Source organism: Mesorhizobium sp. B2-4-17, from assembly GCF_006441275.1.
GTDB lineage: Bacteria > Pseudomonadota > Alphaproteobacteria > Rhizobiales > Rhizobiaceae > Mesorhizobium.
In genome coordinates this window covers 16,273-37,270 of record NZ_VFUX01000002.1, presented here as the reverse complement: position 1 = coordinate 37,270, position 20,998 = coordinate 16,273, and the positions used below count along the sequence as shown (strand labels likewise).

20 protein-coding genes and 1 riboswitch are annotated in these 20,998 nt (G+C 60.9%); of the genes, 16 read left to right on the top strand and 4 right to left on the bottom strand.

From position 1 onward, the window contains the following. Positions 1-24: 24 nt before the first annotated feature. From FJ548_RS01890 to FJ548_RS01865, 6 genes are all read left to right on the top strand, one after another. Positions 25-1,239 carry an MFS transporter gene (locus FJ548_RS01890; protein ID WP_140776819.1) on the top strand — a complete coding sequence of 405 codons (1,215 nt, stop codon included), beginning with the start codon at positions 25-27 and terminating at the stop codon, positions 1,237-1,239. Positions 1,240-1,273: 34 nt separating this feature from the next. Then, a riboswitch (FMN riboswitch) is annotated at positions 1,274-1,476 on the top strand. A 76-nt stretch (positions 1,477-1,552) separates the two neighbouring features. Then, positions 1,553-2,023 carry a 6,7-dimethyl-8-ribityllumazine synthase gene (locus tag FJ548_RS01885; RefSeq protein ID WP_140760591.1) on the top strand — a complete coding sequence of 157 codons (471 nt, stop codon included), beginning with the start codon at positions 1,553-1,555 and terminating at the stop codon, positions 2,021-2,023. Between the two features lie 173 nt (positions 2,024-2,196). Then, the gene (locus FJ548_RS01880; RefSeq protein WP_140760589.1) at positions 2,197-2,613 is read left to right on the top strand and encodes an FCD domain-containing protein; all 417 of its coding nucleotides are present in this window, start codon (positions 2,197-2,199) and stop codon (positions 2,611-2,613) included. A 260-nt stretch (positions 2,614-2,873) separates the two neighbouring features. Further along, on the top strand, positions 2,874-3,938 hold the full coding sequence (fba, locus tag FJ548_RS01875) for a class II fructose-bisphosphate aldolase (RefSeq protein WP_140776535.1): 1,065 nt from the start codon (positions 2,874-2,876) through the stop codon (positions 3,936-3,938). A gap of 323 nt (positions 3,939-4,261) precedes the next feature. Beyond that, positions 4,262-4,420, top strand: coding sequence for a peptide ABC transporter permease (locus FJ548_RS01870; protein ID WP_140607354.1), 159 nt, complete (start codon positions 4,262-4,264; stop codon positions 4,418-4,420). A 107-nt stretch (positions 4,421-4,527) separates the two neighbouring features. After that, positions 4,528-5,253, top strand: a complete 726-nt coding sequence (locus FJ548_RS01865; protein WP_140776533.1) for an MgtC/SapB family protein — start codon at positions 4,528-4,530, stop codon at positions 5,251-5,253. Between the two features lie 220 nt (positions 5,254-5,473). Here the strand turns inward: FJ548_RS01865 and FJ548_RS01860 are convergent, their stop codons facing one another. Further along, complete coding sequence (locus FJ548_RS01860) at positions 5,474-6,796, bottom strand: O-antigen ligase family protein (RefSeq protein WP_140776532.1); 1,323 nt, start codon at positions 6,794-6,796, stop codon at positions 5,474-5,476. 227 nt (positions 6,797-7,023) lie between these two features. On the opposite strand from FJ548_RS01860, the gene FJ548_RS01855 reads away from it, so the two are divergent. The 4 genes from FJ548_RS01855 (at position 7,024) to FJ548_RS01840 (ending at position 10,929) form a co-directional block, all read left to right on the top strand. Then, a complete protein-coding gene (locus FJ548_RS01855) occupies positions 7,024-8,493 on the top strand; it encodes a flippase (RefSeq protein ID WP_181168685.1) in 1,470 nt (489 codons plus the stop codon). A 299-nt stretch (positions 8,494-8,792) separates the two neighbouring features. After that, positions 8,793-9,104, top strand: coding sequence for a hypothetical protein (locus FJ548_RS01850; protein WP_140776528.1), 312 nt, complete (start codon positions 8,793-8,795; stop codon positions 9,102-9,104). A 16-nt stretch (positions 9,105-9,120) separates the two neighbouring features. Beyond that, complete coding sequence (locus FJ548_RS01845; protein WP_140776526.1) at positions 9,121-9,984, top strand: NAD(P)-dependent oxidoreductase; 864 nt, start codon at positions 9,121-9,123, stop codon at positions 9,982-9,984. A gap of 24 nt (positions 9,985-10,008) precedes the next feature. Beyond that, positions 10,009-10,929 carry a glycosyltransferase family 2 protein gene (locus tag FJ548_RS01840; protein ID WP_140776524.1) on the top strand — a complete coding sequence of 307 codons (921 nt, stop codon included), beginning with the start codon at positions 10,009-10,011 and terminating at the stop codon, positions 10,927-10,929. A 479-nt stretch (positions 10,930-11,408) separates the two neighbouring features. Here FJ548_RS01840 and FJ548_RS01835 read toward each other — a convergent pair whose 3' ends face one another. Then, the gene (locus tag FJ548_RS01835; RefSeq protein ID WP_140776522.1) at positions 11,409-11,621 is read right to left on the bottom strand and encodes a hypothetical protein; all 213 of its coding nucleotides are present in this window, start codon (positions 11,619-11,621) and stop codon (positions 11,409-11,411) included. Positions 11,622-11,652: 31 nt separating this feature from the next. Here FJ548_RS01835 and FJ548_RS01830 point away from each other — a divergent pair, with 31 nt between their 5' ends. Next, positions 11,653-12,396, top strand: a complete 744-nt coding sequence (locus FJ548_RS01830) for a hypothetical protein (RefSeq protein WP_140776520.1) — start codon at positions 11,653-11,655, stop codon at positions 12,394-12,396. 221 nt (positions 12,397-12,617) lie between these two features. Here the strand turns inward: FJ548_RS01830 and ftsZ are convergent, their stop codons facing one another. After that, positions 12,618-13,655, bottom strand: coding sequence for a cell division protein FtsZ (gene ftsZ / locus FJ548_RS01825; RefSeq protein WP_140743517.1), 1,038 nt, complete (start codon positions 13,653-13,655; stop codon positions 12,618-12,620). A gap of 558 nt (positions 13,656-14,213) precedes the next feature. Here ftsZ and FJ548_RS01820 point away from each other — a divergent pair. Both FJ548_RS01820 and FJ548_RS01815 read left to right on the top strand, forming a co-directional pair. Continuing rightward, entirely contained in the window at positions 14,214-14,912 is a 699-nt protein-coding gene (locus tag FJ548_RS01820; RefSeq protein WP_140776518.1) for a GntR family transcriptional regulator, read from the top strand. A 275-nt stretch (positions 14,913-15,187) separates the two neighbouring features. After that, positions 15,188-16,543, top strand: coding sequence for a glutamine synthetase family protein (locus FJ548_RS01815; protein WP_140776516.1), 1,356 nt, complete (start codon positions 15,188-15,190; stop codon positions 16,541-16,543). 5 nt (positions 16,544-16,548) lie between these two features. On the opposite strand, the gene FJ548_RS01810 is transcribed toward FJ548_RS01815, so the two are convergent. Then, positions 16,549-17,409, bottom strand: a complete 861-nt coding sequence (locus tag FJ548_RS01810; protein ID WP_140696554.1) for a MurR/RpiR family transcriptional regulator — start codon at positions 17,407-17,409, stop codon at positions 16,549-16,551. Between the two features lie 240 nt (positions 17,410-17,649). Here FJ548_RS01810 and murA point away from each other — a divergent pair, with 240 nt between their 5' ends. The 3 genes from murA (at position 17,650) to murQ (ending at position 20,884) form a co-directional block, all read left to right on the top strand. Then, positions 17,650-18,906, top strand: a complete 1,257-nt coding sequence (gene murA / locus FJ548_RS01805; protein ID WP_140776514.1) for a UDP-N-acetylglucosamine 1-carboxyvinyltransferase — start codon at positions 17,650-17,652, stop codon at positions 18,904-18,906. Further along, positions 18,903-19,781, top strand: coding sequence for an N-acetylglucosamine kinase (locus FJ548_RS01800; RefSeq protein WP_140776512.1), 879 nt, complete (start codon positions 18,903-18,905; stop codon positions 19,779-19,781). The genes murA and FJ548_RS01800 overlap by 4 nt, the downstream gene beginning before the upstream one ends. A 179-nt stretch (positions 19,782-19,960) precedes the next feature. After that, entirely contained in the window at positions 19,961-20,884 is a 924-nt protein-coding gene (gene murQ / locus FJ548_RS01795) for an N-acetylmuramic acid 6-phosphate etherase (RefSeq protein ID WP_140776510.1), read from the top strand. Positions 20,885-20,998 lie beyond the last annotated feature (114 nt).

The following is a 20,998-nucleotide window of genomic DNA, read 5'->3' as shown; positions in this document are numbered from 1 at the left end:
ATGAAATACGGCCATTATGGTGATATGTCGAACAGCAATCAAGCAGCAGCTCTAACCGCAAACGTCCGGCCGCCCATCCCGGCTCTCGCTTATCTGTTGACCGGGTGCATCGCGGTGATCGGCTCGAACTCGCTGGTTCTTGGGCCGATAGCCCCTGCTGTCGCGGTGTCGTTCGGAACCAGCGTCCCTGCTGTCATGGTGGCGGCGGCAGCGTTTGGCCTCGGAACCTCGGCAAGCGCCCTGTTCCTGGCACGCTATATCGACCGGCTCGGTGCCCGCCGGATGCTGCAGGGGGCATTGCTGCTGCTGGCGATAGCCCTTGTGGCCAGCGCGGCGGCACCGACGGTGCTGATGCTGGTCGCGGCCCAACTGCTCGCCGGCATCGCCGCCGGCGTCGCCATGCCGGCCATTTATTCCAGCTCCGCGGCCATCGCGCCACCTGGCCGCGAAAGCGGGACCATCGGTGTCGTGCTGACCGGATGGACGCTCAGCATGGTGGCCGGGGTCTCCTTGTCGGCCGTGCTTGCCGATCTCGTGCATTGGCGTGCCGTTTTTGCCGCCGTCGCGCTGCTCGCGATCCTCGCGCTGGCAAGCCTTGCGATGACGTCGCTGAGCGACGCCAGGAAGGCTGGCCCGGCACCAACGCCGCTGGCGGCGTTGAGCATTCCCGGCATCGTGCCGCTGCTCATCGCCTGCGCGGCCTTCATGACCGCCTTCTACGGCGTCTACGGCTATCTCGGCGATCACCTGCACAGCGGGCTGGGCAAGCCGGTGAGCGCCAATGGGTGGGCCGCGCTCGCCTATGGTATCGGCTTCGGCGCGGCCGCTCTCCTCGACGGCGTGATCGATCGCCTGGGTGCCCGCCGCGTCATGCCGTTCGCCTATCTGCTCGTCGCGGCCGTCTACGTTGTTATCGCCGTAACGAGCAACAGTTTCGGCCTGACCCTGGCCATGGTCGCGATCTGGGGACTTGCCAACCACTTCGGACTGAACGTCCTGGTGACCCGCCTGTCGGCACTCGATCCCTCGCGGCGCGGCACGATCATGGGCCTGAACAGCGCGGTGACCTACCTGGCGGTCTTTATCGGCACCACCGGTTTCGGTCCACTCTATTCCAATTTCGGCTTTGCCGTCTGCGCGATGGTCGCGGCGCTGCTGATGCTGGTTGCGGCTTCCGCGGCGGCATGGCGCCAGACTGGCCAAATAGACGTGATGGGCCACCGGCGTTCGCACGGTTGACAGCGGCACCCCCGCCCTTTCATACAAAGCACGTTAATGTTCTCAGGGCGGGGTGAAAGTCCCCACCGGCGGTAAGGACTCTCACCTCGCATGGTTCCTTTCCGAAAACCGTTGTCGGTTTTCGGGGCCATGCACGAGACCCAAGCCCGCGAGCGCTTTCCAACAGAGTTGGAAAGGTCAGCAGATCCGGTGTGATTCCGGAGCCGACGGTCACAGTCCGGATGAAAGAGAACGAAACGGAAAACGGACCGCCCAGGCGGCCGGCTTTCGTATCGTGCGTCCTGATTCTGGTTCGAAGCGGAAGGATGGACCCATGAATCAGCATTCCCACAAAGACTATGAAACACGCATCGCCGTTGTCAGGGCGCGCTGGCACGCCGATATTGTCGACCAGTGCGTCACCGCCTTCGAGGCGGAACTTGCCGCGCTCGGCGATGGGCGCTTTGCCGTCGAAGTCTTCGACGTGCCCGGCGCCTATGAGATCCCGCTGCATGCCAAGACCCTGGCGGCGACCGGCCGCTATGCCGCGATCCTTGGCACGGCATTCGTCGTCAATGGTGGTATCTACCGGCATGAGTTCGTCGCCGGCGCCGTCATCGACGGCATGATGAACGTGCAGTTGTCCACCGGCGTGCCGGTGCTTTCGGCGGTGCTGACGCCGCACAACTACCACGACAGCGCCGAGCATCACCGCTTCTTCTTCGAACACTTCACCGTCAAGGGAAAGGAAGCGGCGAAGGCCTGCGTGCAGATCCTCGCCGCTCGGGAAAAGATCGTGGCATGACGGCGGCGGCTCAGGCCATGAGCCGCCCCTCGCCCGGCTACGGGGCAAGAAACTTCCGATGCCGTCGCAATCGGCAATGTCCTCGCCTCGCCACCGCCCTATCCGATGCTCGGACGCGGCAGGAGTTGAGCGGGTCAGCGATTACCAACGCTGAACCGTTCTGACGCTTTGCAATTGGTCTGACGCAAGGCCGCGCCGCCCATCCCGGCGCCCTGGCGGCGGAGCGCGCCAGCCCGGAGCAGATCGCTGAATTGCGGGCAATCCTCGAACAGATGGAACAGGCTAGCGATGACGGCGAACGCTTCGCAGTACCGGATCTGGCATTCCACCAGACGATCCTGCACATATCGGGCAACGAGCTGATCGGTTCGCTCGCCGCCTTGATCGAGACCGCACTGGTGATCAGCTTCCGGCTTTCGGACGACAATCCGGCCGGCCAGCGCCACTCGCTCAGCCTGCACCGGCAGATTGTGGAGAACATCGAAAAGCGTGATCCGGCAGCCACCAGCAAAGTTCTGATCGACCTGCTGGACGGGGCGGAAGCCGACGTGCGGCGTTCCCTCGCGGCCAGGCTTGGCAGACAGAAATAAGCCGGCACTGCCGCGCACACTCAGCACTGGTCGTCCCGGCCCGAAGCCTCTTTCACCCCACGCCGACACCGCCTTCCATCCGTCAGGCGGGGCGGTCAAAGGGAGCCGGCCTTTATCGCTGCGCTGTAACAACATTTGCGGCTGGGATGGTCCGGGGCGGTTGCGGTCGCGCGGAAATCCGGCCAGAAACATCGGCGGGCTGGACGATGCGCGGACAGCCCGCAACCAAAGGCTTGAAAACAGATACGGGAGACTATTCGTTGGCTCGCATCACACTGAGACAATTGCTCGATCACGCCGCCGAATACGGCTATGGCGTGCCGGCCTTCAACATGAACAACATGGAGCAGGGCCTCGCCATAATGGAGGCGGCGGAAGAGACCAAGTCGCCCGTCATCCTGCAGGCGAGCCGCGGCGCGCGCGCCTATGCCAATGACGTCGTGCTGGCCAAGCTGATCGACGCGCTGGTCGAGATCCATCCCGACATCCCGGTCTGCATGCATCTCGACCATGGCAACAACGAAGCCACCTGCGTCACGGCGATCCAGTACGGCTTCACCTCGGTGATGATGGACGGCTCGCTCAAGGAAGACGGCAAGTCGCCCGCCGACTACGCCTACAATTCCGGCATCACGCGCCGCGTCGTCGACATGGCGCATTGGGGCGGCGTTTCGGTGGAAGGCGAAATCGGCGTGCTCGGTTCGCTGGAGAGCGGCGGCGGCGAGCAGGAGGACGGCCATGGCGTCGAGGGCGCGATCAGCCACGACCAGTTGCTGACCGATCCGGTGCAGGCCGAACAGTTCGTGCGCGACACCCATGTCGATGCGCTGGCGGTCGCCATGGGCACCAGCCATGGCGCCTACAAATTCTCGCGCAAGCCCGACGGTGCTGTGCTGGCGATGAACGTCATCGAGGAAATCCACCGCCGCCTGCCCAACATGCATCTGGTCATGCACGGCTCGTCCTCGGTGCCGGAAGACCTGCAGGAGATCATCAACAAATATGGCGGCCAGATGAAGCCGACCTGGGGCGTGCCGGTGGAAGAGATCCAGCGCGGCATCAAGCACGGCGTGCGCAAGATCAACATCGACACCGACAACCGCATGGCGCTGACCGGCGCGATCCGCAAGGTGCTGACCGAGAACCCCAGCGAGTTCGACCCGCGCAAGTACCTGATGCCGGCCATGGCGGCGATGAGGAAGCTCTGCAAGGAGCGCTTCGAGCAGTTCGGCACCGCCGGCAATGCGCCCAAGATCAAGCCGATCCCGCTGTCGGACATGGCCAAGCGCTACAAGTCGGGTAGCCTCGATCCGAAATTCGGCTGAACGGCCGGCTGCTGGAGCGGTTCAGCGTTTGACGCGCCGAACCGCTCTTCGTTTTTCACGCACTTGCCGGGATCCTGCGAGGCCCGCCGTGCAGGGCGCCAGGGCAATCGGTGATCTCGAGCGGTATGACCATACCGGCGGCGTCGATCGCATTCTGCAGGATCCCCAGCCGCTTGGCGACCTCGCACTGGGCCAGGCCGCCGACGTGATGAAGCCCACGTGGCACCTACGGCGGCAGTTCGGCTGGAACTTCGAGCGTCAAAAAAGGTTTTTAACATCGACACTTCAGCGTCGCGGCGCGCGCGGCAAGGAAGGAGCACGTCATGAGCAAGGATCGCGGCAGGGAAGGACCCGTCTTTTCCGGACAGGACGCAAGGCAGGGCGAAATCATCCTGCGCACGCGCACTCACCGCATCATCTTCGTCGCCGGCCTGATCGGCATCGTTGTGCTGGGATTGGTGCTGGCTTTGGCCGTCCGATGACCGGCGTGCCCCGTCTCGACTCGAGGGTGCGACGCATTGCGCCATAAGAAATCGCCAGCGCCGGGCGGTGCTGAAGGCCTGGGGGACAAGGGCGGAGCACGAAAACAATGTTCGAGCCGCTTTGCTGCGATATGCCGGTTCATCCGACTTGGCCCGATCTCGTCGCGCGCCTCCTGTTTGTGCTGCTGGCAGGTTTCCTCATTGGCCTGAACAGGGAAGCGCGCGGCCACACCGCCGGGCTTCGCACGACCATCCTGGTCGGCCTTGCGGCCGCGGTTGCCATGATCCAAGCCAACATGCTGCTTGATACGATGGGCAAAGGGGCGGACTCCTTCGCCCGCATGGATGTCCTGCGTTTTCCGCTTGGCGTGCTGACCGGTGTCGGCTTCATTGGCGGCGGCGCCATCCTTCGGCGCGGCGATCTTGTGACCGGCGTCACCACCGCCGCCAGCATGTGGATCATGACCGTGATCGGGCTTGCGTTTGGCGGCGGCCAGTTCGGCCTTGGCGCGATCGCAACGCTGCTGACGATGGTAACGCTCCAGGCGTTGAAATGGATCGACCTCAAGATTCCGCGCGACCATCATGCGATCCTGTCGGTCTCCTCGGCGAAATCCTCACCGCCCGACCTTCGGGAAATGGTGCGGCCGCTTGGCTACGACGCACGTCTTTCCACGATGGAGCATGACTCCGGCCGCGGCCGTTTCGTGTACTCCTTCAACCTCGAGTGGAAGCAACCCGAGGCGGCGGAAACGTCAACGGAAATCCTGGCGGTGGTCGGCCGGCACTGCGAGATCGAGCGATTTGAGCTGATCGGCGAGAAGTCGCCCTGAATGACGGAAGCGTTGCGGTCTCACTTCCGCGCTACCGGGAACTCGATTCCCACGCTGCCATCCAGGTGAAACGCCACCGCCCTAGCTAGGCGCCGCTGGGACCGTCAACTGCCGAGTTGCGCCCGCCTGGTTGCGGTCCATGGGATGTTTCTTGGGTTGTGGGTAAGAAAAAGGCGCCGCCGAAGCGAGCCGTTAAAGTCTACAGATATACCCGAATTGCCTAGCCGGCGGCTTCTCTGTTTCTGTTCAGAGCAAGCGCGTAGAGCGCGGCAAACAGTATTTCAAAGGCTGGCGTCAACACGATGTTCTCGACCAAGCTCCAAGAGAGGATCATGGCAACGCCAACGAAAACCCCTGTCCAGAGCCGGGATGTTGCAGCCGCCTTTGCAATCTCCCGCATGACGATCCAGACATAGGCGCAATACGCTGCCAGCCCGAGCAGCCCGAAGTGCGTGACGATCCAGAGCACCGAATTGTGCGGGTTCCACGTGATGCTGTAGCCCAGTTGGACGAGGACGACGGAGCGCGGAGCGCCGATGATCGGGTGCAGGGCGGCAGCACCAAAGCCTGACTCCCATAAAGCGAACCGCGTCACCAGCGAGGCCACCCCCGATATGTTCAGCAGACTGCTGCCGTCCAGAAAATACAGACCAACCGCCCCACCGACACTCACCAGCATTGCCACCACCGTCGCAGTTCGGACGGCCCCTGTCTTCCGGCGCAGCAAGTAGATCGCCACGATAGGGACCATGAAAGCAATCCCGAATCGAGACAGCGTGACCAGCGTCAGAACGCCAAAAACGACAGCCACCCAAAGCGGACCCGTAAAGAGCGTCACCGCAAACAAGAATATCAAAAAGACGGCGATGTAATTCGATGTCCCCAAGGCGTTCTTGGCCCTGTTTTTCAGATCATAGAATGCGCTGTCTCGACCCGCTGCCTCGTTCGGCACGAAGGCTTCCTCGGTTGCTGGGGCCGAGGCGAGCGAAGATGCTGCTGGTGAAGAGGGCTGCGTCATAGGCGTTGTTGTTGGGTCGGTGGCGGGAGGAACCGGCTCCTGCGCCTTTTCGGCCTCGTACTTTTTCTCGACCACATGCATGTTTTGCTGCTCCAGCAGGAACATGTCTTTGGGCGCAAATAATATCATCAGTACCATGACTGCGGATGTCAGGATCCCGCCAAGAACCAGGGCGTTCAGCGCTCGGCTGTCGGGCATCCCAGCATTCCGCATGGCGATAATGGTGACCCCTGCAAACACCGAAGGAAGCCACAACGCTGTATCCGATCTCGGGTTGAAAGCCGGGTTGCTGAAGTTGAGGGCGAACTGAACCACGATGATAGCGCCGATGCAAAGAAGCGGCACAGCAGCCGCCGGAATACGCAGGCTAAGTTGCTGGCGATCCAGGAAGAAAAACGGCAGCAAAAGCACGCAGATCGGCAGGGTGATATGCAGGAGCCCCACGCTTCCCATGAAGATCGCAGCCACGAAAATGCCGGCCAGCCACAACCGGGTAGGACGGCGAATCTCAATCTCAGAGCTCATGACCGAGCGGAGTATACGAGCTGAGATAGTCGGTAAAGTCTATGGTTGCAGACGCCACCCCACCGCCTGTATCGCCACCCGGTTATTTAAGGAAGGCAACTTTGCAGAAAATCAATTCGTTGGCGCCGTGCGTGGCGAGCAAGAAAGGCGAAGAATAATGTATTTATCGGGGGCAGACCGTTGGCTTATCGATGCTGGTGTGCCAAGGCCTTCCGGCAACACTCACTTTGATAGGCGTCATTGTGCTCATACGAAACACTGCGTTCAATCTGGCCGGGATGGGTGCCCCGCTCATCGTTGCCGTATTCACGATTCCGGCGCTGATTCAGCAACTCGGAATTGAGAAGTTCGGTATCTTGACGCTCATATGGGCCGTCGTTAGCTACCTTGGCCTGCTCGATCTAGGACTCGGTCGAACCCTGACACTACAGGTCTCGATATCGGAGAGCCGCGGCGACGCGGCGGCGACTGCTCGAGCGACATCGACCGCCCTCTGGATCATGGCCGGCATCGGTGTCCTGGGGGGCATGGTTCTCGCCGCCTTCGCTCGCCCCGTTGTCGATCTGCTTGCCACCGTGCCTGATGCCGATGAGGTCGTTGCAGCGACAATGGCTATGGCCTGCGCCCTACCGGCAATAACGCTTACCTCTGGCTTCCGGGGTTTGATAGAGGCCCGTCACCGCTTCGGCATGCTTAACCTGATCCGCATACCTCTTGGCGTCTTCACCTTTGTTGGACCGCTGGCTGCCATTTGGATTGCCGGCCCCAGGCTCGATTATATCGCATGGGCGTTGACGGCAGGAAGGTATGCCGCCCTGTTGGCACATGCCATTGTTGCTGTGCAGGCCTTACCAGGCGAGACCAGGACCCTTGCGTTCGACAGAACGCTTCTTCGCCCACTGTTTATCAACGGTGGCTGGCTTACTGTCAGCAACATCGTCAGCCCGCTGATGGGATATGCAGACCGCTTCATCATTGGCGGACTCGTTTCCGCCAGTGCCGTCGCCTACTACGCGACGCCTTATCAACTAGCAACGATGTTGGGGATCGTCCCAGGCGCCCTTTCGGCGGTGCTTTTCCCGACGTTCGCTGGGCAGATTGGCGCGCACTCGGCGCAGTCTGACAAGCTCTTCAGCGCCAGCGTGAGCATTCTTTACCTTGCGCTTCTCCCTGTGTGCGCAGCGCTTGCGATCTTCTCCCATGAAATCCTGACGGTGTGGATCAACGCTGCGTTCGCAGACCAATCGGCCTTGCTTCTGAGCATTTTCGCGATTGGCATGTTCATCAACTGCCTTGCCAAAATTCCGTTCACGTTGGTCCAAAGCGCAGGGCGTGCCAGAGTGACGGCTTTTATTCACCTCGCGGAGGCGGCTCCTTTTATCCTGGTCCTGTGGCTGGCAACGTACTACTTCAGCGCGACTGGCGCTGCCGTGGCTTGGCTGGTCAGGGTGATAATCGATACAGCCTTGTTGTTCTGGGCCGCGGCATGGGTCGTTGAGGTGAAATGGCGTTCCGCGCTCCCCCATGCCGCTGTTGCAGTTGCGATATTCTCAGCTGTGCTGTTCGACTCGTTGTGGATGCGAGTGGCCTGGTACTTCATCTTCCTCGTCGCCTGGGCGCTTGTAGGTGGCGCCTGCATCCGCTCTGTCATCATGAGTGTTTCTGCTTCGGGCGAGCGCATAGAGCGCTGCAACTAAAATTTCGAACGCCGGCGTCAACAGCCCTGTCGGCTACGCGCGGCGCGAATTTCGGATGTCATTTACGGGACTTGTTTTGCTGTCCCCGTTGAGGCTATCCCGAATATACAAGCGGCGTTAGCCAATTAAGCCCAGTTGCAGCGCTATCCTGCAAGTAGTATGTAACAGACGGCTTTGAGGGGGGATGGACTTGTTACGTCATTTAGATAAATCTAATACTTTTGCGCTTCGGTCGTGGCGGCCCGTTGCGGCACTCGGTGACTTGCGTTAGAAGTCCGATTCGCTATGCAAAAAAGTCGATGAAGCAGGAAAGAAGCCTTGATGGGTGGCTTATTTGTTTTCTAATCATTATTCTTGTTGGTGACATCTGGACCGGCATCATGCTCGCGCTCGGCATGCTGCTTTTGCCACCGCTACTCGCAATGGGCACCCTGTCCACAGTCGGTAGATTCCTCCGAGTTTCTTTCTGCTCTGTAGCCTCGCTCCAGTCGTGGCATTCCAAGAGTTGGCTGGGTTTCCGCCTAAAAGAAAAAGATGGTCTCGTTGTCTACCTGCCGGTGTTTTACGCCGCGATGGCAACATTCGCATTGCGCAACGACGTAGTGACTTAATCGGGGTGTCTTGAGAATGAAAATTCTGATAACTGGGGGGCGCGGAGCACTGGGCAAACGTGTGGCTTCAGCACTTATCTGTAGGCAAAGGCCAATAGTGTTGGTCTCCAGGAGACAGAGCTCTTCGTGCGGTGAAGCAGAGACCTTAGTCGGCGATCTGGCGGATGCTGCGTTTGTTCAGCGAGCCATCTTCGGGGTAACCCATATCATTCACTGCGCTGGCGAAAAGAACGATCCATATCTGATGGAAACTGGGAATGTGCTTGCAACCCAAAATCTGGTAGATGCTGCCACACAACAGGGGGTGCGCCGTTTCATCCATGTCAGCAGCGTCGGCGTAATCGGTCGGTCCACTCAGCAATTCATCGATGAGGACGACGATTGCCGTCCAATGAACAGGTACGAGGAAACAAAATTGAAGGCGGAAAGGATCCTCCTGTCTTCGACGCTTGATGGTGCCATATTGAGGCCTACCAATATCTTTGACGAGCAGAATCTTGCGCCTTGGCTGACCATGAGTATGTTGAAACTCTGCCTCCGAGCGCGAGAGGCATCGCATCTCGTTTACATGGACGATGTGGTTGCGGCGATCTTATTTCTGCTGAAATCGGACGACGTCGGTGTAAGTACTTACATCATGTCCAGCGACGATGAGGCAGGTAGCAGCGTCGAGGACGTCGTTCGACTGCTAACCGGCCGGAAGCCGATGATTAGGGCGCCCATTTGGGTGCCGTATTTGACTAGACTTGTCCGAGATCGACAAACCAATCTGGGTAACAAGGTCTACTCCGCTAGCAAACTCTTCAGCGCCGGATTCAAACGACCCTACGGCTTAAAAAACGGCCTTCAGCGTAGTCGTTTTGAATATAATCAATATTAGTCTGAATTGGCTTGTTCAAGACCCATGACCTCACTAGCTTACCCAAAGATCGCAGTCCTGATGTCCGTGTTCAACGGAGCTACGTTTCTGGAAGAGCAAATCCTGAGTATATTATCTCAGGAGAGAGTTTCGGTCTCAATTTACATCCGAGATGACGGCTCGACCGACAAAACGCCTGAATTGTTGAATTCGTTCAAAAAGGATCATCTCAACGTTCACGTAATTGAGGGTGAAAATTTAGGGGTAACCCGTAGCTTTCTATCCATGTTGCGCCTTTGGGGGTTTGACGCCGATTACTTTGCATTTAGCGATGCCGACGACGTTTGGCAGCCAAGGAAACTCTATGAAGCATATTTGCTGCTCTGCACTCTCCCGCAGGACTCGCCTGCATTGTACTGTGGACAGCTTGAGTTTGTGGACCGGAATTTGAATCACCTGGGTTGGGGCACGAAGGTTCGTCGACCACTTAGTTTCCAGAATGCTTTGGTTGAATCGAGGGCTTCGGGCGCCACATGCATGTTTAACAGGGGCGCTTTTGAACGTCTTTGCCAGCTGTCATTTAATCGAGCTGTGCTGCACGATGCCTGGATTTATCTCGTGATTGCTGCTTTCGGAAACGTCATTTTCGACCATCGGGCGTTTATTAGGTACCGCCAGCATGGGGCCAATGCGATTGGCGGGAAGCCGAACTTATCAGCAAGATGGAAATTGCGTGTAGGTCGGCTAAAAGGCCGGCACCAGAACTTCTTTGGTCAAGCGCAGTCCTTGTTCGAGCAAGCAGGTGACGCCCTGGTTCCAGAAAAACGTCGTACTATATCGAAATACCTTCATCATCGGGATAGCATTTGGGCACGCTTCAAGTTTGCTCTTGGGCCGTCGGTGTACTTTCAGAGATTGCGTAGCGACTTATTTTATAAGGTTTTGGTGATGATCGGTAGATCATAGCGGTTACACAGGCTTTGAGGGGACGCCGCCTCCAGACGGCCCGGATGCCTGCTCGTCCATCCGCGGAGTGACACACTTCGCCCTTCGGGCGGACACCTCATTTCCCGCTACAAGGGCCGCATTGGCCTTTGGTCCCGATCCGCAGGCAACGTCGATGCCCGCAGCTCTCTGCCGCCGGCAATGAGCACTACGAACGTTGCGCGAAGCTCTTCGCCGGTTCAATGGGTCGATTGCTGACACCTGCTTGCCAGTTCTCCGACCAGAACGACGAGTTGGTCGGCGCATTCGAGAAGTTCAAGCGCAATGTTGCTGTTCTCGATTTTGACGACATTCTCGTTCGCACCCGCAATCTTATTCGATCTTATTCGATCCGAGGAGAGGGTGCGGGAACCGGTCGCGCTGCGCTGTCGCGATATGGGACGGTCGCAGCCTTCGTCCCAGAGTGCTGTTTATGGTTGGCGATCCAAGCAGGCGAACTATCACTTCCGCCCGGCTGATCTCAAATCATATCTGAGGGCGCGATCGGCCTTGCCGCTTTTTGCGCCTACGTCTGGATTGTAGCGCGAAATCGCAAAAGCGGTGTCGTCATCACAGATTTGGATCGCCGGGTTGTCGGTGTCGGCATGATCCTGGCTTGGAGCCTTGTGAAGATCATCGTGCTGACGCCAGCGTTCGAAATTTTGCTTCAGCACGTTTAGCGCCTTGGAATAGGGGATATCTCGCTTGCCGCACTTGATCACGGAAAATTGTTCTGTATTCACGTCAGGTATGGAAAAAACCCGTTTTGCTATTCTGTTTATCGGCCGGCAAGGCTCAAGCTATTTGCAGGGTCTAATAGACAGTCACCCTGACGCCAAGTGCGAGGGCGAGCTTTTCGCACCCAAGGTGAGCCGGCTCAGAGACATGGTCAAGCGACGGCCGATCGCTTTCTATAATAGCCGCTGCAAAACAGTGGCTGAATATCTGGAACAGCTAACAAACAGCATGCCGGAAACAGCAGTCGGTTTCAAAATAGCATTAGGCTCTATCGAGCGGCATCCCAACGTTATAACCAGTTTTAGCCATCTCAATTACAAGATCATCCGATTGTCTCGAGAAAACATGCTCGATCAGTACATTTCAATGATCGCCTCAGCCAACGGCAAGTGGACCTCAGAGGCCGGGAAGTTCAAAGTAACGAAAGTCAAGGGCGACCCGAAGGAATCCGAGACATATTTCCACATTTGGGATGCGCAGAACTCGGCCCTGGATAGACTGGCGAGAGGCTTCCCGTCGATCCACATTACCTATGAGCGGATCGCCACCGATTTCCCCGCTTTACTCGATTTTCTTGAGCTTCGTCCTCATGTGCCGGAAAGCCGCTTTAAACGCCAGCGCGTCGGTGGGCAACGCGATTCGCTCGTAAACTATGACGAGATGAAGGACTATTTCGCCGGATCGCCACGCGTCGTCGATTTCGTCGAATAGAAGACCGCCCAATGACCGCCGAGATAGAGGTTCGCGTCCGTACCGGTTGTGGCGGACAAGCTGCTTTGCGAAGGTCAGGTGTGCCGCATGCGATGATTTGCGTCCCGCCGCCAGGCACCTAGCTAGCGGAACGTTCCGGTACGGAGTGCAAGCGAGTGCCGCCTGACCGTGTTGCTCCGCAAGCGGACGCCCCGATGCCAGTCATTCGAAGGAAACAGATCCTACTGCAAAATCCGCGCGGCAGGCGGTACGGAGTGGTTATGCGCGATGCCGGCGTCGGCATCGCCCTCGCCGAGCGAACGGTCGAGGCCGGTCGCCACCACCGAAACCCTGAAGCGGCCTTCCATGCTCTTGTCGAAGATCGCGCCGACGATGATGTCGGCGTCTTCGTAGACCTCCTCGCGGATGCGGGTGGCGGCCTCGTCGACCTCGAACAGGGTCATGTCCCTGCCGCCCGATATCGACACCAGGACGCCTTTCGCGCCCTTCATCGACATCTCGTCAAGCAGCGGATTGGCGATCGCGGCTTCGGCCGCCTTCATCGCCCGGTTGTCGCCGGATGCCTCGCCGGTTCCCATCATGGCGCGGCCCATGCCGCGCATGACCGACTTGACGTCGGCGAAGTCGAGATTGATCAGGCCTTCCTTGACGATGAGATCGGTGATGCAGCTGACGCCGGAATAGAGCACCCGGTCGGCGATGACGAAGGCATCGGCGAAGGTGGTCTTGGCATCGGCGATGCGGAACAGGTTCTGGTTCGGGATCACGATCACCGTGTCGGCGCTTTCGCGCAGCCGCTCGATGCCCTCCTCGGCCATCTGCATGCGGCGCCTGCCCTCGAAGGTAAAGGGCTTGGTGACGACGCCCACGGTCAGGATGCCGGCCTTGCGCGCCGCCTGGGCGATGATCGGCGCAGCACCGGTGCCGGTGCCGCCGCCCATGCCGGCGGTGACGAAACACATATGCGTGCCGGCCAGATGGTCCATGATCTCGTCGAGCGATTCCTCGGCGGCGGCGCGGCCGATCTCGGGCAGCGAGCCGGCGCCCAAGCCTTCGGTGACATGCGCGCCAAGCTGGATCAGCCGCGTCGCCTTCGACATGGTCAGTGCCTGGGCATCGGTGTTGGCGGCGATGAACTCGGTTCCCTGAAGCTGTTCGGCGATCATGTTGTTGATGGCATTGCCGCCGCCACCGCCAACGCCGATGACGGTGATCTTGGGCCTCATCTCGGAGATTTCCGGCTTCTTGAACTCGGCCATGCTGCTTCTCCTTCGCCAATTGCGCGCGCTTCACGACCCACCCGCAGACTGCCTGTAAGACATTGCGATCGAGCGGCATGACGCGAATCAGTCCGTTCGGATGGGTGCCCCAAAAAGCCAGAGAGCGGCCGGACGTGCAAGAGCGCGAAAGGTCAAGATTTGTGATGAAGGGGCCGACCATGCGCGGCAGGCTGTCCGGTCCCTGGCGAACGCATGCGATCCGATTGCTTTTCAGGACGCCTTGCGCTCCGGAACCTGGCTGGTCGCCCGTTCCTCAGATGGAAATGATAGATCGGGTCAAGCAGGTAGGCCGCCGGCAGATATTCTTCGGCGAGATAGCGAAACACATCCGGGCCATGGATCTTGTTGTAGAGCACGTTGGGCACGGCCGTGCCGGCAGAGAAACGAGTTGGCTTGCCGCGCAGCGATTGAAGCGTCTATCATGTGGCGACAAACCGCTGGGTTCGGCGCTTTCGCCGTGCCCGGCCCGATCGGGACTGTCCACGGCAGATGTCGTCGGGGTAGATTTCAGAACGAATGAAGTAGCGCCCCCCGCCCATGGCCGACAGAACACAATTCGGGTTGACCGCCGTCGACACCGTCCCGTTGCATGAGAAGGTCTATCTGGAGCTTGTGCGGGCCCTGATGTCGGGCCAGTTCACGCCCGGGCAGAAGCTCACCTCGCGCAAGCTCGCCAAGGAACTCGGCACCAGCGACATGCCGGTGCGCAGCGCCTTCATGCGGCTGCAGGCGCTGCGGGCGCTGAGCCCGATGCCGAACGGCAGTGTCGAGGTGCCGGCGATCTCCGCCGACCGGTTCTCGCAATTGACCGTCGTGCGCACGATCCTCGAAGGCTCGGCGACCGAACTCGCGACAAAACGCATCAACGGCAACAATTTGCGGGCAATCCGGCGCCACAGCATGGAATTGACCCTGGCGGCGCGCGAAGGCGATATCGACGACTATCTCAGGAAGAACTACGCCTTCAAATTCTCGATCTATCGCCATTGCGGCAACGAACAGATGATCTTCCTGATCGAGACCGTCTGGATGCAGGTTGGCCCCTTCCTCCGGAATCTCGCCATGGGGTTCGAGGACGATCTCTCCTCCATCCTCGACATCGACTATCACGAGGAAGTCGTCGCCGCGATCGAGGCGCAGGATGGCCCGCGAGCCCGTGCGGCCATCGTTCGCGACATCGAGGAGGGCGCCGCGCATATCCTCCAGCAGGCCAGATTTCCGGACGCTGGAAGCTAGGATTACCCGGCGATCCAAAGCCTAGGCGTGGCTGCCGCGGCCGATCAAGCACGTCGAATGTCCCTTGGCTTTCGGCCTTCTTGCCTCTATGTTGCGATCGCAGATCGCGAAATTGGTTTTGAAATGCCTCCCGACATCCCCAGCTAGTGAATTGAAAAAATAAGGAAAATCATCCGGCCTCAGCCGGATACGCTTTCCGAAAACTCACTAGCATTTTTATCAGGGATAGCGCAGCCGGCCAGGCTTGGGCACCTTCGAAAACCAGAGGTTGGAAATTGAGCGATGCAATTGCGGACGTCCTGAGCTGGCTTGAAAGCAGGAACGACATCCAGAGCCTGAGGGCGGCGGTGTGCGATCTCAACGGCGTCATGCGGGGGAAACGCATCCCTGTGGAGCAGGCCCGGAAGGCGCTGGAAGGCAAGCTGCGCATGCCCTACTCGCTGATCGGCCTCGACATCTGGGGCGAGGACATCGAAGGCAACACGCTGGTGTTCTCGACCGGCGATGCCGACGGACTTTGCCACTGGACGGGACGCGGCATCCTGCCGGTGGACTGGACGGCGCATCCGACCGCGCTGGTCCCGCTCTGGCTCGCCGACGAAAGTGGCGCGCCCTATCTCGGCGATCCCCGGCGGGCGCTGGCCCGCATCCTCGACCGCTACAAGGCGCTCGGCCTGACCCCGGTCGCGGCGACGGAACTCGAATTCTATCTCGTCGATCCGCAGTCGCAGCGGCCTGTCGGGCCGGTTTCGCCGGTCACCGGGCGCCGGCTCGATTCCGACGCCGCGCTGTCGATCGATGAGATCGACGATTTCGAGTCCTTCATCCACGACGTCTACGAAGCCTGCCGGGCGCAAGGCATTCCCGTCGACACCGCGATCGCCGAAAACGGCGTCGGCCAGTTCGAAATCAACCTCAACCATGTCGCCGATGCCCTGCGGGCGGCCGACGACGCGGTGTTGTTCAAGCGCACGGTGAAGGGCATTGCGCGCAAGCACGGTTTTGCCGCCTGCTTCATGGCCAAGCCCTATGGCGATCGGGCCGGCAACGGCTTCCATGTCCATTTCAGCCTGATCGACGCCGAAGGGCGCAATGTGTTCGACGACGGCACCGACCAAGGCTCCGACATCATGCGCCACGCCGTCGGCGGGCTGCTGGCGGCGATGGCCGAGAGCACATTGGTATTCGCGCCGCACTTCAATTCCTACCGCAGGCTGCGCCCGCGATCCTATGCGCCGACCGCGGTCGCCTGGGGCTACGAGAACCGCATGGTCGCAATCCGCATTCCCGGCGGCCCGACCGGAGCGCGGCGCATCGAGCACCGCGTGTCGGGCGCGGACGCCAATCCCTATCTCGTCCTTGCCGCCATACTGGGCGCGGCGCTGATCGGCATCGAAAGGCAGATGTCGCCAGGCGAGCCGACCGGAAGCGATGGCCAAGGCCTTCCACCGGCGAAGTTGCCGCCGGACTGGGCCTCCGCGATCGCGGCCTTCGAAGGCGGGGCGCATGTGGCGGAAATTTTCCCGGCGATCCTGCGCGACTCCTTCATCGCCTGCAAACGTCAGGAGTTGAACACGTTCGCCCTCAATGTCAGCGACTTCGAGATCGAGACCTATCTCGAAAGCGTCTGAGGGCCTTACGGCGATCGCTCGGCCTTCAGCACCGAGACCGCCGCTTCGCTGTTGTGGACATAGTCGTTGGCGTCCGGCTGCCTCTGCAGCAGCAGGATGAACAGCAGGTCCGTCAGCGTCAGCTGCGCGTCGCGCGCGGTGATGGAGGAAGAGCGCGCACGCTCTTCATCGGCGATGGTGTAAAGGCGGATGTCGGCGACGCGGCTCAGCGGATTGTCCTGGAGGCCGGTGACGGCGATCACCATCGTGCCGCGCTTGCGGGCAAGCTCGGCGATGCGCAAGGTTTCGATGCTGGCGCCGGAATAGGACAGCGCGAACAGCACGTCGCCCTCCCCAAGCGTCGAGACATTGGCCATCTGGATGTGGCTGTCGCTGTCGTACACGACATTGCGGCCGAGCTTCATCAGCTTGTAGGAGAAATCGCGCGCCACCAGCGAGGAGGCGCCGACGCCGACCAGGTGGATGCGGCGCGCGCCATCCAGCAGTTCCAGCGTCCGGGAGATGATGCGCTCGCTGTTGGCGGCGACGGTCTGCTGCATCGACAGAAGCTTGCTGCCGATCAGCTTCTTCAGGATAACAGGAAAACCGTCGCCGACCTCGATGGAACCGTGGATGACGCCGGCCGGCACCTGCCAGTCCCGCGCCTTGGCCTCGCTGACGGCGAGCTTGAGCTCCTGGTAGCTGGCATAGCCGAGCTTCTGGCTGAACTTGACCACACTTGACTGGCTGCGGCCGATCTCGGCCGCGAGGGCGGCCGTCGACAGCCGCAGCATCTGGTCGGGATTGTCGACGATGTACTGGCCGATCTCACGATCGCCAGGCGCCATGCCGTCGAGCTTCGCATTGATCTTCTTCAGAACGGACATGGACCCTCTAGAGCATGATGTCGAAAAGTGTGAAGCGGTTTTTTGGACCACATCATGCTCCATCCCTTTGATTCAGTGCTCCGGTGCTTGACGTCAGAGGAATAAATTATTCCAATTCCGATTGACAGCCAAGAACGCAGAATTAATTCTTCGACTGGACCTGCGAAAGCTCGGGATTCGAGATCGGCTCCCGAGAGCGGGCCGGACCGCCGCCCGGATTCGCCATACAAGGTATCAGCCATGGACAGACTGCGGATCATCGGCGGACAAAGACTACAAGGCGCGGTGACGATCTCCGGCGCCAAGAATGCCGCTTTGCCGCAGATCGCGGCCGCCCTGCTCAGCCCCTACCCGCTCGAACTGACCAACCTGCCGGAAGTGACCGACGTCGAGAACATGCTCCGCGTGGTGCGGCTTCACGGTGCCGAGGTGACGCGGTCGCCGCATGCCGCGACGATCGACACCAGTGCCGCGGTTTCCAAGGAGACGTCCTACGACACGGTGCGGAAGATGCGGGCGACGGTGCTGGTGCTGGCGCCGCTGCTTGCCCGTTTCGGCCATGCCCGGGTTTCGCTGCCGGGCGGCTGCGCGATCGGCGCGCGGCCGGTCGACATGCATGTCGCCGCGCTCGCGGCACTCGGCGCCCGGATCGCCATCGAGAACGGCTTGATCGTCGCTTCAGCGCCGAACGGGCTGACCGGCACGCGCATCGTCTTGAGCTCGCCATCGGTCGGGGCAACGGAAACCGCCATGATGGCCGCGACCACAGCCAAGGGCGAAACCGAGATCCTTAACGCGGCACGTGAACCGGAGGTGGCCGATCTCGCGGCCTGCCTCAACGCCATGGGCGCGCGCATCGAAGGCGCCGGCACGCACCGCATCCTGATCGCGGGCGACAAAGGCTGGCATGCCGCCAGGCATGACATTATCCCGGACCGCATCGAGGCCGGCACCTATGCCATCGCCGCGGCGATCACCGGCGGGCAGTTGGAACTCACCCATGCCCGGCTGGAGCACATGGCCTCTGTCGTGCAATTGCTGGAGGCCACGGGCGTGAGCGTCTGGCCCGGCGATCGCGGGCTCATCGTGTCGCGCGAGCGGCCGCTCAGGGCCGCCGACCTCACGACGGAACCTTATCCGGGTTTTCCAACCGACCTGCAGGCGCAGTTCATGGCGCTGATGTGTTGCGCGGACGGCGCGTCGCTGCTGCGCGAAACCATCTTCGAGAACCGCTTCATGCATGTTCCTGAACTGATGCGGCTCGGCGCCAACATCAAGCTGCAGGGCACGACGGCGCTGGTGCGCGGCGGCGCGAAACTGCACGGCGCGCAGGTGATGGCCACCGACCTGCGCGCTTCGGTGTCGCTGGTGCTGGCGGCGCTGATCGCCGAGGGCGAGACAACGATCAACCGCGTCTATCATCTCGACCGCGGCTATGAACAACTGGACCGCAAGCTGCGTCTGTGCGGCGCCGACATAGAGCGGCTGGGCGCATGAGCGGCGCGATTTATTTCCTCGGCGTCGACGGCGGCGGCACCGGCTGCCGGGCCCGCATCGAGAATAGAGAGGGCATCGTGCTGGGACAGGGTCTGTCCGGCCCGGCGACAACGCGGCTCGGCATCGACGCGGCCTGGGCCTCCGTTGCAAAGGCGTTCGGCGCGGCGATCGAGGAGACAGGATTCGGCCCGGCCGAAACCGCCCGGATCCGCGCCGGCATCGGCCTTGCCGGCATCGGCCGCAAGGGTGCGCTGGAGGCGTTGCGGGCGATCGCGCATCCCTTTGCCAGCATCGATTTCGTCAGCGACGGCGTCGGCGCCTGCCTTGGCGCGCATTCCGGCCTCGACGGCGCCATCGTGATTGCCGGCACCGGTTCGATCGGCCTCGGCTTTGTCGAAGGCCGCGACCTGCGCGCCGGCGGCTACGGATTTCCGATCTCCGACGAGGGCAGCGGTGCCGACCTTGGGCTGAAGGCCGTGCAACTGGCGTTGCGCGCGCATGACGGCCGGCACGAGCGGACGGCGCTGCTGGCGGAAGTGATGCAGCGCTTCGAGGGTGACCCGATGGAAGCCGTCGCCTGGATGGACCGCGCCAGCGCCACCGATTACGCGGCGCTGGCGCCGATGGTGATGCGCCACGCCGACCAAGGCGATCCTGTCGGACGGCGCATCGTGCAAGGGGCCGCCGAGCAGATCGACACGCTGGTGCGGGTGCTGTTCGAGAAAGGCGCGCCGCGCGTGACCTTGCTGGGCGGCCTCGCCAGCCCGCTCGAACCCTGGCTCTCTCCCGATGTCCGGCGCCGCCTCAAGCCCGCTGACGGCGACGCCGTATCCGGCGCGATCATTCTTGCCAAGCGGTCACTCTGCACACGGTAGGCTTAGTAGGGTGAGGAATAAAATATTCCAAAAATCTGTTGACGGTGCGAATATCGAATTCTAAAAAGTTAACAACAGAGACTGAATGGCGATTGGCGGATTGATTCATCCGTGTGCACCGGCACCGGCCGAAGATCCATATTCGACGCCCGGCCGCGCGGCGATTTGAAAGCACCGAGATGACTGAACAAGGGTTGATGTCCGAGCTGGACCGGCTGGTTTCCGAAGGCCGGAACCCGAGGACTGTCGACATCGACCTGCTGCCTACCCTGGACGTCCTGCGCAAGATCAATGACGAGGACAGGGTTGTCCCGTCGGCTGTCGAAAAGGTGCTGCCGGAAATCGCGGCCGCGGTCGACCGCATCGTGCTTGCCTTCCAGAAGGGCGCGCGGCTGATCTACATCGGTGCCGGCACCAGCGGGCGGCTCGGGGTTCTCGATGCTTCGGAATGCCCGCCGACCTTCCGCGTGCCGGAAGGCATGGTTGTCGGCCTCATCGCCGGTGGTTCCGACGCGCTGGTGCGGTCGATCGAAGGCGCCGAGGACGATCCGAAGATGGGCGCACAGGCGCTGCGGGAGATCGAGCTCGCACCGGACGACGTGGTGGTCGGCATCGCGGTCAGCGGGCGCACACCCTACGTCATCGGCGGGCTGAACTATGCCAAGCAGATGGGCGCTACCACGGTCGCCCTTTCGTGCAATCCGGCATCGACCATTGCCGGCATCGCCGACATCGCCATCTCGCCGGTCGTCGGTCCTGAAGTGCTTACCGGCTCGACACGGCTGAAATCGGGGACCGCGCAGAAGCTGGTGCTCAACATGCTGACCACCGCCTCGATGATCCGCATCGGCAAGAGTTTCCAGAACCTGATGGTCGACCTCAACCCTTCCAACAAGAAGCTGGTGGCCAGGGCAATCAGGATGGTCATGCAGACGACCGGCTGCACTGCGCCTCAGGCACGGCACGCTCTCGACCAGACCGGAAACGACGTCAAGCTGGCCATCCTGGTGACGATCACCGGCATGGGCGTCGAGGAGGCGCGGGCGGCGCTCGGCAAGGCTGGGGGATTCCTGCGAAAAGCAATCACCGACATGACGGCATGATGGCGCATGAGACAAGACGGCGTGAAGCCGCATAGACTGGGCCGATACTCCAAAGCATGTGTCTCTTGGAAGCACTCGGCGGAAACTGCAAGGCATCGAGTTCAAAACCATAAT